The 13,765-nt window shown below is 39.9% G+C and carries 13 protein-coding genes and 1 tRNA gene; 7 read left to right on the top strand and 7 right to left on the bottom strand.

Features of this window, described 5'->3' with window-relative positions; translation table 11 throughout:
• Nucleotides 1-89: 89 nt before the first annotated feature.
• Nucleotides 90-1,535, bottom strand: a complete 1,446-nt coding sequence (gene sbcB, locus BWD47_RS17100) for an exodeoxyribonuclease I (RefSeq protein ID WP_074989316.1) — start codon at nucleotides 1,533-1,535, stop codon at nucleotides 90-92.
• A 266-nt stretch (nucleotides 1,536-1,801) separates the two neighbouring features.
• On the opposite strand from sbcB, the gene BWD47_RS17095 reads away from it, so the two are divergent.
• The 3 genes from BWD47_RS17095 to BWD47_RS17085 all read left to right on the top strand — a co-directional run bounded on the left by BWD47_RS17095 (nucleotide 1,802) and on the right by BWD47_RS17085 (nucleotide 3,142).
• Nucleotides 1,802-1,987 (top strand): hypothetical protein, encoded by a 186-nt coding sequence (locus BWD47_RS17095; RefSeq protein WP_075594361.1) that lies wholly within the window; start codon nucleotides 1,802-1,804, stop codon nucleotides 1,985-1,987.
• 73 nt (nucleotides 1,988-2,060) lie between these two features.
• Nucleotides 2,061-2,636 (top strand): hypothetical protein, encoded by a 576-nt coding sequence (locus BWD47_RS17090; RefSeq protein ID WP_075594360.1) that lies wholly within the window; start codon nucleotides 2,061-2,063, stop codon nucleotides 2,634-2,636.
• Nucleotides 2,637-2,761: 125 nt separating this feature from the next.
• Nucleotides 2,762-3,142 carry a hypothetical protein gene (locus tag BWD47_RS17085; RefSeq protein WP_074989319.1) on the top strand — a complete coding sequence of 127 codons (381 nt, stop codon included), beginning with the start codon at nucleotides 2,762-2,764 and terminating at the stop codon, nucleotides 3,140-3,142.
• Between the two features lie 11 nt (nucleotides 3,143-3,153).
• On the opposite strand, the gene BWD47_RS17080 is transcribed toward BWD47_RS17085, so the two are convergent.
• A complete protein-coding gene (locus tag BWD47_RS17080; RefSeq protein ID WP_065978526.1) occupies nucleotides 3,154-3,573 on the bottom strand; it encodes a hypothetical protein in 420 nt (139 codons plus the stop codon).
• 85 nt (nucleotides 3,574-3,658) lie between these two features.
• The gene (locus BWD47_RS17075; protein WP_065978525.1) at nucleotides 3,659-4,603 is read right to left on the bottom strand and encodes a sodium-dependent bicarbonate transport family permease; all 945 of its coding nucleotides are present in this window, start codon (nucleotides 4,601-4,603) and stop codon (nucleotides 3,659-3,661) included.
• A 108-nt stretch (nucleotides 4,604-4,711) separates the two neighbouring features.
• Between BWD47_RS17075 and BWD47_RS17070 the strand changes: the two genes are divergently transcribed.
• A complete protein-coding gene (locus tag BWD47_RS17070; RefSeq protein ID WP_036967747.1) occupies nucleotides 4,712-5,671 on the top strand; it encodes a LysR family transcriptional regulator in 960 nt (319 codons plus the stop codon).
• A gap of 111 nt (nucleotides 5,672-5,782) precedes the next feature.
• Here the strand turns inward: BWD47_RS17070 and BWD47_RS17065 are convergent, their stop codons facing one another.
• Entirely contained in the window at nucleotides 5,783-6,676 is an 894-nt protein-coding gene (locus BWD47_RS17065) for a TIGR01777 family oxidoreductase (protein WP_075594359.1), read from the bottom strand.
• An 87-nt stretch (nucleotides 6,677-6,763) separates the two neighbouring features.
• Nucleotides 6,764-8,062: a diguanylate cyclase domain-containing protein gene (locus BWD47_RS17060; RefSeq protein WP_075594358.1), complete on the bottom strand. Its 1,299-nt coding sequence runs from the start codon at nucleotides 8,060-8,062 to the stop codon at nucleotides 6,764-6,766.
• 279 nt (nucleotides 8,063-8,341) lie between these two features.
• Here BWD47_RS17060 and BWD47_RS17055 point away from each other — a divergent pair, with 279 nt between their 5' ends.
• Complete coding sequence (locus BWD47_RS17055) at nucleotides 8,342-9,673, top strand: AarF/ABC1/UbiB kinase family protein (RefSeq protein WP_075594357.1); 1,332 nt, start codon at nucleotides 8,342-8,344, stop codon at nucleotides 9,671-9,673.
• Nucleotides 9,674-9,694: 21 nt separating this feature from the next.
• Here BWD47_RS17055 and BWD47_RS17050 read toward each other — a convergent pair.
• Both BWD47_RS17050 and BWD47_RS17045 read right to left on the bottom strand, forming a co-directional pair.
• Nucleotides 9,695-9,771 (bottom strand) — tRNA-Pro (locus BWD47_RS17050).
• Between the two features lie 103 nt (nucleotides 9,772-9,874).
• Nucleotides 9,875-10,492 (bottom strand): arylesterase, encoded by a 618-nt coding sequence (locus BWD47_RS17045; RefSeq protein ID WP_065978522.1) that lies wholly within the window; start codon nucleotides 10,490-10,492, stop codon nucleotides 9,875-9,877.
• Between BWD47_RS17045 and BWD47_RS17040 the strand changes: the two genes are divergently transcribed.
• The gene (locus tag BWD47_RS17040) at nucleotides 10,493-11,212 is read left to right on the top strand and encodes an ABC transporter ATP-binding protein (RefSeq protein ID WP_075594356.1); all 720 of its coding nucleotides are present in this window, start codon (nucleotides 10,493-10,495) and stop codon (nucleotides 11,210-11,212) included.
• Nucleotides 11,202-13,703, top strand: a complete 2,502-nt coding sequence (locus BWD47_RS17035; protein ID WP_075594355.1) for an ABC transporter permease — start codon at nucleotides 11,202-11,204, stop codon at nucleotides 13,701-13,703. Before BWD47_RS17040 ends, BWD47_RS17035 begins: the two co-directional genes overlap by 11 nt.
• Nucleotides 13,704-13,765: the final 62 nt, after the last annotated feature.

Below are 13,765 nucleotides of genomic sequence, written 5' to 3'. Positions count from 1 at the left end.
TATATAATGTTAGAGCATTGCTTTTTGTATAAACGGTTTAATCTTATAAGGTGCCATTTTTACAAAAAGCATGGTAATTGATGGTTATATTACATACTTTGTGCGTAGTTATACAGTGCTTTTAAAATGTGCAGATTTTTTTCATTATCGTCGTGCTCATGAGCTAAATTTTCGAGCGTAATCATAAAATCGTGTGCGCTAATAGAAGGACTGTCATCGCCGTGCATTAATTTATTTTGGCAATACATACGCCACTGTGCTAGTTCGTCTTGGCTTAAGGTGTGTGGCCAGTTGCGAGCACGGTATCTAAACAACAAGGTATTAAACTTTTTGTCTTCAAAATCTAACTGCATTGTGGCCAGTTGCTCAGGGCTTGCATCGCGAATAATGGCAAATTTGGCTTTATCGGCATGGCTCGTAAAGCCATCATATAGTTGATAGTCAGGGTTATGTGTTTCACCGTAGTCACGTTGTTCGTTAAATACTTCGGTTACTTTGTCGCGAAGTTCAGTATTGGCTTTTAATATAGCAAGGTTTTGCAAACACTTTTCGCGGTCTATCCCTAGGCGTGCGGCATTTTCTGGTAATAGTGTTTTAGCGGGCGCAAGAATAGGGCACTTATTTAAGTGAACTAGTTTTAAGCCGACAGGGGCCTCGTTTTCGCCAAGGTCAGTGTGTTTGGTGTAAAGGCGTGTCCGTAACTCTTCAACCGATAAATCTAATAACACCTGCGGATCATCTGTTAAATTAAAGCAGATGATGGCGTTTTTGTTGACTGGATGAAAACTCATCGGCGCTATCCAGCTAGTACAGCCTTGACTTGCCGGTATGCGTGATGAAGTATGTACCAGCGGTGTCATGTTGAACACATCAACTAAATCAGCCAGCGCTTTTTTAGAGCGTAAACCAAAAAAGAATTGATACAGCTTGGGTTGTTTTTCTTTTATAAGCTTTGCAAGCGCAATGGTTGCAGTAACATCACTTAACGCGTCGTGAGCTGCGGCATGTTCTATGCCGTTAGCAACAGTTAAATGCTCAAGTTTAAAGCTGGGTGTGCCATCATCTTTTAATGGCCACTCAATACCTTCTGGTCGCAACGCATAACAAGCACGAACAAGGTCAATAATATCCCAACGGCTATTATTGTTTTTATACTCTCGCTCGTAAGGGTCATAAAAATTACGATATAGACTGTAACGTGTTACTTCATCGTCAAAGCGAATACTGTTATAGCCAGCTACACAGGTGTTAGGCTGACTAAACTCGGCATGAATTTTTGCCATAAATTCGGCTTCAGGCAGTCCTTTTTGCATGGCTATTTGTGGTGTAATGCCGGTTATTAAACACGCCTCTGGGTGCGGTAAATAGTCTGCCGCGGGTTTACAATATTCAATGAGCGGCTCACCAATAATATTTAAATCAAGATCGGTACGTATGCCAGCAAATTGACTCGGGCGGTCTTTTTGCGGACTGGCGCCAAAGGTCTCGTAGTCATGCCAGTAAATTGTTGGTTGCTGTTGTTCTTGATATGCCATGCATTAAACCTTGCTAAGCGTATGTGCGCTTACCATTAAATTTATTAGTTAACAGAATTATGGCATAGAGCCTTATTAGTTTATAGAGCAAAGCGTAAAGGTGTTAGGGAATGTCTATTTTACCAACAAGGGTAGAACAAAAAATAGCCTATTGATTGTTTTTTATGCTTATATAGAGATTAAGAGTGTTGTGTTACTAAAATAGCAATATAAGTGGCGCAGTACTTGCTAAGAAACAGCATCTTTAACAATGAAGGAACAAAAAAATGACTTTATCAGCCCTATTACTATCTACTTTAGCATTCGACGCAGCACCAGCAACAAGTTTTGATACTCAAAAACTTCAGGGGAGTGGCGGAATTATTATTATTAAAGATCCAAAGAAAAAGCAAGAGTTACAAGGTTCTGGCGGTATCATCATTATTAAAGATCCTAAGAAAAAAGAAAACTAATTCTCTAAGTCAGCTGAATTGCTGGTTTTCTTTTAAATATAGTTATATCCTACCCGCGGTTTAAGGGTGGGATATGATTGATTACATCTCTGATTTATATAATGAATTTATGTTTGCTAGTGAAAGTAGAGATGCTTTTTCATTGCAAGTCATAATTTCGTTGATGTATTTAGTTGCTTTAGTTTTGTCTGTTTATAGAGCAGTAAAAAATAAAGAGCTATTTAGTGACTTTTTATCAATTGCTGTAGTAGTAACTAAGTACTTAATTACGTCGCTTTTAATGGAAAAAGTTCTTCTTTACATACATGAAAGCCACGCTGTTAATAATGCACAGAATGTATATTTAGCACTATGTTTGTTTAACCTTTTGAGTATATGGTTGCTTTACATACTGCATGTGAAGCTTAGCTATAAATTTGGCTTATTATTTTTTTGTGTGCTCAAATTAACAATCATTATTGCTTTATCTCATTTTATTTTATGGTTTAAATTTGTTGTCTTGGATATCCAAGCCGAGCACGCCTATATTCATTACATTTACAGTTTTGTCGTCCTTTACATTAGTATTGCCTTAGCTGTGGTGATGCTTTTCCCCAGTTTGCTTAAAACGAAGTTAAAATTTTTGGTGAGTCCAAGTTGGCCACACTAGAGATTGGGCACGAATCAGATATTTCTTATATATCAGCCTCGTACTATCATTTATAATGCTTTTTCCTGATGTATTACGAACCAAGTTTGGGTGTATAGTAACATTTAGTTTACCGAGGGAACGTGATGCTTGAACTAATTTACAGTGCAATTGCCGTTTTAGCTATCTTGCTTATAGCAAGTACATGGCTAATTGCGCGTAAAAACATATTTGAAGATCAAATAAGAAGCAAATCGGTTGAAGTCGTTTGGTGTACCATTCAGGCTGAAAATGAAACCGATATAAATAAAGCGCTCAAATTATTTAATAAAGCCGAAGCTTTAAAAAGTGAAATTGCGGCTTTACTAGGCGAGTCGCCAAATGTAGCCAACTTTAAATTTGCCGAACCAATAGATTTTACTGATGATGCGTTAAAAGATTTATCGCTGGGCGAATTGCAGCGCTACTATGATAAACAAAATAATATTGCCGATATCTATAATGAGTTGTACAAAGGCAAGAATTAAAAAAAGCCAAGTTATTTAACTTGGCTTTGTATTTTTAACTCGTTTTCAATCTGTTCTACATGAATTTCTGCCAGCTCACCCAGTGTTTCTTGATTGTGATTTTCACCCTTAATTAAGCCAGCCATAGACATTTTTTTGATACTTTTGATAATGCCGTTCTTAATCGCTTTTAATTGGTCATTACTTAATTGCACCGTGTGTTGATTTTGACCATTAAGTAAATAGTCAAAACTCACGTGTGTTGCTTTACTCGTTTTATCAATTAATGAATAAGGGATGGTGGCACTGAAAATACAGTGCTCACTAAATCCGCTTTGTAATGATAAATGGTGCTCAAGTTCTGCATTATTTTGCACATTGTATTCAGCACATAAGCGCTTAAAAATGTTACTCACATGCTGTTGCTCTGTGCTGAGAGATTGATCAAACATATAGCAAGTCCTTGCACATTTTTTCTTTATATTAAACGACTTTAGTCCAAATCGCATTCATAAAGTGATGTTTAAATTCACTTTTTTATGAGATTAGTAATGCCATATGATGATACAAACCTATACCGACTAATACATTAAACGGAAAGGTTATCCCAAGCGAGCTTAACATGGCTAAGCCAATATCTGCATCGGGGATTGCTGCTTTAATCGCTGCAGGTGCTGCAATGTAAGATGCGCTAGCAACTAAGCTTCCTAAAATTACGATTGAGCCAAGCTCAAGCTGCAATGCGGTGCCAACCCCAACACCAATCGCACCTAATAAGTTGGGTGTAATAAGTGCAAACAACGCTAATCGCCAATGATGCCATGGAATAGGGCGTAATGTTTGTGCTGCCATAAGACCCATTTCAAGTAAAAATAAGGCTAATACAACTTTAAAGCTATTGGTTAGTAAGCTCGTAACTTGGCTGCCTTGTTGTGTGCCATACATCATGCCAATAATAACGCCACCCACAAGCAGAATAACACTTTTGTTTGTTAAGGTTTCATGCCACAGCGCCTTAAGCGATAGGTTACCTGCAGAGGCTTTATTTCCTAGTCGGCGATAAAGCAATAAGCCAACAATAATGGCCGGCAGCTCAAGCATTACGAGATACAGGGTTACTTCGGCACCTACCACAAGTGAATTTGATTCGGCGTACGCCAAAGCAACAGCAAATGTACCTGCGCTCACCGAGCCATAATGTGCTGCAATACTTGCACTGTTTGCGACCGATAAATTAAGTAAGCGTTTGAGTACGGGGTAAAGTAGAAGAGGGATACACGCTCCGAGTAACAATACCGATCCCATTTCAGGTAATAATTGCCAATGTATATTTCCGTGTAGCACCATGCCACCTTTTAAGCCAATTGTTAGCATTAACAATAGGCTGAGAGTTTCATAAGTTGCTTGCGGAATTTTTAGATCAGATCGTAATAAACCTGCAGCTAATCCTAAAACAAAAAACATGACAACAATATCAGGCACTTTTTTCTCCTCTTAGTTAAAAGCGCCGCTATTCTAAATAAAAAAACACATAGTAAATAATTAAATGAATGCTACCATCATATAGGTTTTTATCTATGAGGTGGGGTTGTGGACTTACGACATATTTCTTTTCGGCTATTAGAAGTGTTTATGTGTGTAGTTAAAACACGTTCAATTAGTGAAACGGCAAGGCAATTACATTTAACGCAGCCAACAGTATCGCAGCAAATAAAGCGACTGCAAGAAACTGTAAACGAGCCTCTCATTGTGGTTAACCAGCAGCGTATTCATATTACCGAAGCGGGATTTGCTTTATTTCAAACTTGTCAGCAAGTGTTTGGTCATTTTGACGATTATCAAGATTATTTGGTTGAATTGAGAGGCGGTGAGCGGGGACGTTGCAAAATAGCGATTGTAAATACAGCGCAATACATCCTGCCAAAACTATTAGGGCCATACAGTAATTTACACCCGCATGTAGAGCTTCCGTTAGAAATAGGAAACAGGGCCGAGGTATTGGCTCGGTTTGAAAGAGGTGAAGATGATATTTATGTATTTAGTCATCCACCGTCGCTTGAGCATGCGAAAGCAGGGCGTTTTTTACAAAATCCCTTAGTGTTTATCGCGCCGATGAATCACCCACTGGCTAAATCTTCACACGTAACACTACATGATTTAATGACTGAGCGCTTTTTATTGCGTGAGCCTGGTTCGGCGACACGCATGTTATTCGAAAGTGAGTTACAAAGCCGTGGCTTTGTACTTAGTGACACCGTGCAAATGGCAAGTAATGAGGCTATTAGGGTTGCCGTCGGTTCTGGAATGGGATTAGGTGTTGTGTCTCGTCATGTATTGCCAGCACACGATAAAAGCTTTTGTATGCTTAATGTTGTTGATGTTCAGCTGGCAAGTCATTGGTATTTTGTTGTTCGGACAGATCGGCATTTATCTCATGCTGCACGTAATTTTTTAAGATTTGCAGAACTTAATTTAGAACAGTGCTTAGACAAAGAGTGGGTTACAAATGAGCTTCATACGCTAAACCACAGTTTAACTATGAAGACGTAGCTACATGTATATTTTGGTACATCACTGGTTTGCCATGATAGTTAGAAAACCTTTACTGCATAACAGTGTACAGTAAAGGTTTATACAAATTTAATTTTACTTCTCAATGTTTTACAGTTTTAAACTTTCCAGCGCTGGTTTTAGCTCAGGGTAATGAAAGCGATAGTTATTCGCGAGTAATTTATTCGGCATGACGAACTGCCCATGGATAAGTAAGTCTGACATTTCACCCATCATCAGCTTAAGTAACCAACTAGGCATTCTGAGCATGGCTGGGCGCGAAAGTACCGTCCCTAATGTTTGGCTAAACTCATTATTATCAACTGGATTTGGAGCTGTGGCATTAATTGGCCCATGCAAGTCGTCGTGGGTCAGTACAAATAATATCAGCTGAATCATATCGTCAATATGGATCCAAGACATACCTTGATGACCATGCCCTAAAGGTCCACCAAAACCAAACTTGAATGCAGGTAACATTTTACTCAGTGCGCCACCTTGTTTGGCAAGAACAACACCCGTTCTCAGCAAGCAAACACGGGTTTTGCTTGATTGCGCTTTGGTGGCTGCATGCTCCCAATCTCGACAGAGAACATGGCTGAATTCTGGGTATATATCATTAAATTCCTCATCTATATGTTTGTCGCCTTGACGACCATAAAAACCAATGGCGCTACCAGAAATAAAGGTATGAGGAGGCGTTTCACACCGGCTAATCGCTTTAGATATTTGTAATGTTAGGTTTATTCGACTGTCGAGCAAACGGCGTTTTTGTGACTCGCTCCAACGTTTGTTAACAATAGGCTCGCCAGCCAAATTTATCACTGCATCTATATCTTCAAAATCAACCTCATCCAACGACTTTACAGCATGCACTTGATGAGTCAGTAATACATTGGCTTGAATAGGATTTCGGCTCAGTACTGTGACTTTGTGATGGTTTAAAAGAAATGGGCACAAATGCTTTCCAATGAGGCCTGTTCCACCTGTTAATAAAATATGCATAGGGCACCTTAATTAAATGAGTGTATGTTTTTTATACATAGCGACTGAGCTTTTTGCAAATTTGTACGTAATAAGTATTGAATAAGTTCAGTTATCTCCCTCAATTCCTTGAAAAATTTTATATGTTTGTAACTGGCTTTGCTTGGCTTCGTACATTGCCTGATCAGCAAATTTTAATAATTGTGTATGGTCAGTTGTGTTATCGGGTGAGACAGCAATACCAATACTTAAAGTGACTTTTAAGTTATGCTGCTCTACCTCAAAGGGGCTGTTGAACTTATCGAGCAAGTGCTTGATCATCGCATCAATATAACTTAGTTTTCTGAGGTGGTGAGCCACAATAATAAATTCATCACCGCCATAACGATATACATCATCATCAGCACGCACAGCGCCAGTTATTCTTTTAGCAGCTTCAACAAGCACTTTGTCACCAATGACATGACCGTATTGATCGTTTAATTGTTTAAACTGATTAATATCAATAAATATAACAGCCATCTTATTGTTCTTTGAGCTTGCACTAATGGCGAATTTTAATTGACGGTCAAGCTCTGTTCGGTTCAACACACCTGTAAGGTGGTCATGACTTACCAAAAAACTTAATTTGTTGGTGCGCCTGTAAATAATGTTGCTCATACGATGAAAACGTCGAAGTAAATAGCCAATTTCATTGGTGTCACATTTTTCAATACGATCAGGTATTTCGCCTTTTTCTAGCTTTTCGGTATTTTTAAGTAATCTCTTAAGCGGTTTAAACAGCTTATTGTTAATGTAAAAAGCACAAAAAATGGATAGGAAAATAAATAACGGAATTTGCACAGATACGACTTGCGTAATAAGTAACCGGTTATTCTGGAAATCTGCGTTTCGCTCAGCCAACCTTGTACGCTCAACATTTTGAAATTGTTTTATTAACGCCTCAATTTGCTCCATTAACGCTTTACCTTCGTTGGTGTAAACAATGCTTTTTGCCTCTTCGGCTGCATGGGGCGTATTTTGTTTTATTAAATTAATCGTTAAATTCAGTTCGGCGAATTTTTTCTCAATCAATGCATCGAGTTGTGCAAGGTTTTGTTGCTGTTTTTTGTCATTCAGAGTCAGCTTATTGAGTATTAGGAATTGTTCTTTCGTTTTTTCTAAACCACGGTAGTAGGGATCAAGATAATTGAGGTTCTCTGTTAAAAGATAACCTCTTTGGCCCGTTTCAGCATTAATAATATGGTTATAGAGTCGTTCAGATTGATCAATAATCTCATGAGTATGATTAAGTACATCAAATTTTAAACGGCCTTCTCTGTCGAGAATAAAGACAATAAAAGTGTTTATCAAAACGACAATAAACAAAGTGCTCAATAATAATATTAATTGTGTTCTAAGAGACATTGAGAGGCCAGAGCTGAGAAATGAGTGATTTATAATAATAAAGTATTGTCGATACTTAGAAATTTTCCAATTTTCGCCTCAATTTAGTGGCTTAAAATGACGTAGTTTGCGTGATAAATGACGAAATCACTTTTTATCTTCACTACAAGTTAATTGATTTTTATAGTGTGTATTGTGTCATGTTTAAAATTACATACATTGTTAAAGTTCAATATAAAGGGGATCTAAAGTGCTTTCATTTACGTATTTATAGGATGATATAAAAATACGTGACACGCTATGACTATTAAACAAAGTGCAGTGCCTACATCAAGGTTTTCAAGGGCTGCAAGCCTTGGATCCTTAGCCTCAAAAGTAGCGGGAAATATGCTGTTTTCAGGCGCAAAAGCATGGGTCGCTGGCAGGGACACCTCTCGTCAAGAATTATTATTACAGCCTAAGAATATTCAGCGTCTTACCGAGCAGCTTGCCCATTTACGTGGTGCCGCAATGAAATTGGGCCAACTGTTGTCGATGGACAGTGGTGAGTTACTTACGCCCGAATTGTCGGCTATTCTCGCTCGATTACGTGCTGAGGCGACACCTATGCCACACAAACAGCTCGTACAGGTAATGCGCAACCACTGGGGGGATGCGTGGCTAGAGCACTTATCGCACTTTGAATTACGGCCGTTCGCTGCTGCGTCGATAGGGCAAGTGCATATTTCCTACACTGAAATGGGGAAAAAACTGGCGGTGAAAGTTCAATACCCAGGCATTGCAAAAGGGATTGCCAGTGATGTTGATAACCTTGCTTATCTACTCAAAATAAGTGGCCTGCTCCCAAAAAATGTGGACCTGCAACCCCTTATTGATGAAGCTAAACAGCAATTGATAAATGAAGCAGACTACGAACTTGAAGCACGATACCTAACACGTTATCGCGCTTGCTTAGCCGATGATGAAAACTACGTTATTCCAAAAGTGGTTGATGAGCTCAGCTCAAAGCAGATACTGGTCATGCATTTTGTTGAAGGGCAAGAGATAGAGGCACTTGTAGATGCACAGCAAGCGTTAAGAAACAAAGCGGTAGAACAGTTACTGCGTTTGTTTTTAAATGAGCTATTTACCTTTAAGCTGATACAAACAGACCCTAACTTTGCCAACTATCAGTATCAAATGGACCAGCAGCGTTTAGTGTTATTAGACTTTGGCGCAACGCGTGAATTACCTCAACATATCAGCAATGGTTATTTGCAATTATTATCTGCAGCCGCCAAAAATGACAGAGCAGAAGTTGCAGCAGCAGCCAAGCGTATCGGGTATTTTGGGCAAGAACTAGCGCAAGAATACATTGATAACGTTGTCGATATTTTTCTACTCGCGTGTGAGCCACTTAGCTGCCAAGGCGAGTACGATTTCGCTAAAAGCGATTTACCAAAACGCATCAAAGAACTCGGTCTTGAAATGAGCACCGCATCGCAATACTGGCATGCACCGCCAGTTGACGCACTATTCGTACACAGGAAGTTAGCTGGGTTGTTTTTAATCGCTGCAAAGTTAGGCGCAAAAGTAGATGTGAACCAGTTATTCACTGAGTTTAAACTGCAACGTAATAAACAAAGCGATTAGAGATACAGTGGGGGAGGAAAATGGTCGGCATAGCAGGATTTGAACCTGCGACCCCTGACACCCCATGACAGTGCGCTACCAAGCTGCGCTATATGCCGACATTTGAGGCAATAGTACGTCTTTTTTTATAAAAATCAATACACCTGTGGTCTGATTGCTTGTTTATTGTTCATTTTAAGCAATAAAGACAGAGGCTAGGTGTTAATCTAGCCAATCATTGATCGTTTTATACATGAAATCACGTATTAATGGTTGGGCATCAGCGTTTGGGTGTAAATTGTCGTTTTGCATGAGCTCCGGGCGACCTGCTATGTCTAACATAAAGAATGGCATAAGTTCGCTGTCGGTTTCATTGGCAATACTTTCAAAGCTGTCGGTAAATAACTTAGTGTAGCGGGGGCCATAATTTGGTGGAATCTGAACTTCCATCACGGCAGTTTTGGCACCTGCTTGTTGGCTTTTGTTAATTAAATCACGTAAGTTAGCGTGTAAACGTTTGATTGGAAAACCACGTAAACCGTCATTTCCACCAAGCTCAATAAGTACATGAGTGGGTTCAAATTCGGCTAGCAGGGTATCGAGTCGTCTAAGTGCTCCGCCAGTTGTTTCACCGCTAATGCTTGCATTAACTAAGTTAACAGGTTGGCTTTTTTCATCGTACTTATCTTGTAACAATTTAACCCAACCTTGCTCTTGTTTGAGGCCGTAAGCGGCGCTTAAACTGTCACCTAAAATTAAAATTGTGTTGTCAGCTGCTGCCGTAAGTGGTTTGATTACTAACAGTAAAACGAATATAAAACGTAGGATTGGATGCATCATATGTCAGCGCTTTCTCAATTAAACATTATTCAAGTTAATGGACTTACTAAAACAGTCACCACAGTGGAGGGTGACCTAACCATCCTCAGTGACATCAGCTTTAATGTCAAGTCGGGCGATTCTGTTGCCGTTGTTGGCACATCGGGCTCGGGTAAGTCAACGTTACTGAGTTTATTAGCAGGTCTTGACCAGTCAACCAGTGGCAGCATTCATTTAGACGGCGCTGAATTGCACGATTTAGATGAAGAAGCCCGCGCGGCATTACGCGCTGATAAAGTGGGGTTTGTGTTTCAGTCTTTTATGCTTGTGCAAAGTTTAACCGCGCTTGAAAATGTGATGCTACCGGCAGAGCTTGCAGGTAGTAAAAATGCAAAACAACAAGCCCTAGAGTTACTCGAAAAAGTGGGTCTTAGCCACCGTGTGGGGCATTATCCTTCGCAACTTTCTGGTGGTGAGCAACAGCGTGTTGCAATTGCGCGTGCATTCATTGGTACGCCTAAAATTTTGTTCGCGGATGAGCCCTCAGCAAACCTTGATAGCAAAAATGGTAGATTGATCGAATCTTTACTTTTTGAACTGAATAAAGAACACGGTACCACGCTTATTTTAGTAACTCATGATGAACAGCTTGCTGAAAAATGCCAACAAATTTTACACATTGAAGCAGGTCAATTAGTAACAGTAAAAGAGAGCGAAGAGGTGCAAGCGAATGTGGGCTAAGTTAGCACTTAAACTGTTTACACGTGAGTTTAAACGGGGTGAATTAACGGTGATCAGTGCGGCTATTGCTTTGGCTGTGCTCACCGTATTAACGCTTTCTATGGTAACAGACCGAATTGGTCAAAGTATTGCGCAAAAAAGTAGTGCCTTTATCGCTGCGGATCGTGTGCTGGCCAGTAATCATCAGTTACCAACAGAGTATTTGCAAAAAGCGCAGGAACGGAGCTTACGCACTGCAAAAATTACGTATTTCGATACCATGCTATTTGCAGGTGACGAAATGCAACTTGGCTCAGTAAAGGCAGTTTCTGATAGTTATCCATTAAAAGGCGAGCTTAAAGTAAAAACACGCTTAACTTCAGATGCTATTGTTACTGACGAAGTGCCAAAAATGGGTGAAGTGTGGCTTAGTGAGTCAGTGTTTTATGCGCTTAATATTCAGGTTGGTAGTCAAGTTGAGCTGGGCGCTGCAACGTTTACAGCAAGTCGAGTGGTTGCCGAAGAACCCGATGCTCCTTTTAATGTTTTTTCCAGTAGTCAACGCATTTTAATTAATGAACGTGACATAGACGCGACACAGGTGATCCAGCCGGGGAGTCGCGTGTTTTATCGTCAATTGTATGCTGGTGAGCAAAGTGACTTAGACACCTTTTATGCTTGGCTTAAACCCCAAATGAAAGAAAACCAACAGTGGTATGGTGTTAAAGACAGGCAATCACCTATTGCGAACAGCTTAAATAGAGCGGAGAGCTTTTTATTACTGGCAGGTTTGTTAGGTATCATTTTAGCGGCAGTGGCAATTGCGGTATCGGCAAAACGCTACTGTGAAAGGCAATATGACCCAGTCGCAATGATGAAAACTCTTGGTGGCAGTAGGGCAACTATCCGTAAAATTTACTTATTACATTTAAGTTTAGTTTGCACAATGTCGGTCATTTTGGGGTTAGTTATTGGTTATTCTTTACAAATGATAGCCAGTGATTACCTTGCTCAGTCAATGGGCACAGAGCTGCCAAGCGCATCGGCAAAACCTTGGCTTATCGCAGTCAGTACAGGCGTGATTTGTGCCGTTATGTTCTCGATTAAGCCGCTGCTGGATTTATTTGATATTCCCCCATTGCGTGTACTTCGTCGCAACTTGGGTGACCGTTTATTAGTGAGCAAAATTCACCTTGCAATGTCGGCGCTAACGGTGTTTTTGTTAATGTGGTTGTTCAGTAATAACATTAAAATTACGGCCATTTTATTTACCTCAACAGCGTTTTTAATCGTGGTGCTATTTGGTCTATCGAAGCTTATTTTTGGTGGGGGTCGTAAGCTAGGCTTAAGTCCTGGTAATAGCTGGTCTTTAGCGATTGCTTCTATTCAAAAGCGAGCGAACGTAAATGCTGTGCAGCTTATAAGCTTTGCGCTTGCTATTAAATTACTGTTGTTTTTAATCGTACTTAAAAACGACATGATTTCAGATTGGCAGTCACAATTGCCAGCCGATGCGCCAAACTCATTTTTAGTGAATATAACAGAAGCTGAGCTTGAACCTATCACGTCGTTTTTAGCAGAGCGTGACATGCCTACGTCAGATTTTTACCCGATTGTTCGTGGTCGTGTTAATGCCGTTAATGGTGAGCTGGTGGCTCGCGAGGTATCATTAGAAGACAATGAGAAAAAAGATGAAGAAGCACGTTCAGGTATTGGCCGCGAGTTAAATCTTACATGGCGCGCTGAGCTACCCAAGCAAAATGAGTTAATTGACGGTACATGGTTTACCGAGAACTCAGTGGCAGAGGCGTCATTAGAAGAGTCAATGTTAGCGCGTTTAGATGTAGAGTTGGGCGATACACTCACCTTTTTAATTGGCGCTCAGTCATTCGATGCCAAAATTACCAGTGTACGTAAAGTAAATTGGAACACCTTAAAACCGAATTTCTTTATTATTTTGAGCCCCGATGTGCTGCAAAGTTTCCCTGCGACGTATATTTCATCGGTGCGTGTAAATAAAGATCAAAAGCGAGAGTTTAGTGAGTTATTACGTCAATACCCAACGGTGAATGCGATTGATGTTGAAAGCTTTATTAAGCAAATACGCTCAACAATAGAGCAAGTATCGTTAGCGATTGGCTTTGTACTCGCGATTGTTGTTGCGTGTGGTGCTTTAGTGCTTATTTCGCAAGTGCAAGCCAGCCTAGGTGAGCGAATGCAAGAAATTGTTATTTTGCGTACACTGGGCGCTAAAGGGCGATTAATTAAAAACGCGACCTTGTATGAATTTTTATTATTAGGCTTTACGGCCGGTTTAGTCGCGGCTGTTGTCAGTGATGTTGCTTTGTTAATTGTACAAAAACAAATGTTCGAATTAGCAGGTAAGTTGCATCCACATATTTGGTTAATAGGCCCTGCAGCAGGTGGGTTATTTGTTGCGTGTTTAGGGTATTTAATGATAGCGCGCACTATGCGAAAAAATACTCAAGGTTTACTGCGGTCGCTAGGATAAAGACGATGTTTAAAAAATGCTCGCAATTGCGGGCATTTTTTATGAACTGTAATTAGTTACTG

It is taken from the genome of Pseudoalteromonas sp. PAB 2.2 (assembly GCF_001938575.1).
Lineage (GTDB): Bacteria > Pseudomonadota > Gammaproteobacteria > Enterobacterales > Alteromonadaceae > Pseudoalteromonas > Pseudoalteromonas lipolytica.
The sequence above is the reverse complement of the archived record's forward strand: the minus strand, read 5'-3'. Positions and strand labels throughout refer to the sequence as shown.